Origin of the sequence: Synechococcus sp. R55.7, from assembly GCF_047461955.1 — a bacterium.
Taxonomy (GTDB): domain Bacteria; phylum Cyanobacteriota; class Cyanobacteriia; order Thermostichales; family Thermostichaceae; genus Thermostichus.
In genome coordinates, this window is record NZ_JANSIC010000512.1 from 1 (window position 1) to 558 (window position 558).

Consider the following 558-nt stretch of genomic DNA (forward strand, 5'->3'; position numbering starts at 1 on the left):
TCCACCGCGATGTCCTGAGAGGCGCTCAAAAAAGCCACCAGCAACCCCACCAGAAAGATCGGGCGGGTGAAAACTGTGATGCCCGGCCAAGTCTGGGACAGCTCTTCCCATCCCAAGGCTTCCAGCCAGGTTTGGGTCGGATCCTGAAAACCCAGTAGCCCTATGCTGAGCAGCAACAGCACCTGGGTCAGGGCCATCCACCCCCGCCGCCGACTGCCCCGCAGGGATCCCGGTGCCGGCAACAGAAATCGATCCAGAACAGGCGACCACAAGAACTTAAAGGAGTAGGGCAAATTGAGCAGGTTAAACAAGCCGATGGCAATGGTGGTCAAGCCCGCTTGGGTCAGCCAAGCATTCAAGGTGGTGTTGATCAGCAGCAGCGGCAAACCCGAAGAAAACCCCAACAGCAGCAGAACGCCCATCTTAGAGCTGCCGTAGACCCCCAACATCCGCCTCAAGACGCTTGCCCCTGCCTCAATCATGACCAGCCTTCCCCACCATCCTGTCCATTCTCAGGGATCCCTGTATTGCCAGTATGGTCATTTCAATTAAACTAGG

The 558-nt window shown here is 57.0% G+C and carries 1 pseudogene; it reads right to left on the reverse strand.

The features are described from left to right. Positions 1-422 (reverse strand): annotated as a pseudogene (locus tag NW820_RS13425) (hypothetical protein); the annotation flags it as partial. Between the last annotated feature and the right edge of the window lie 136 nt (positions 423-558).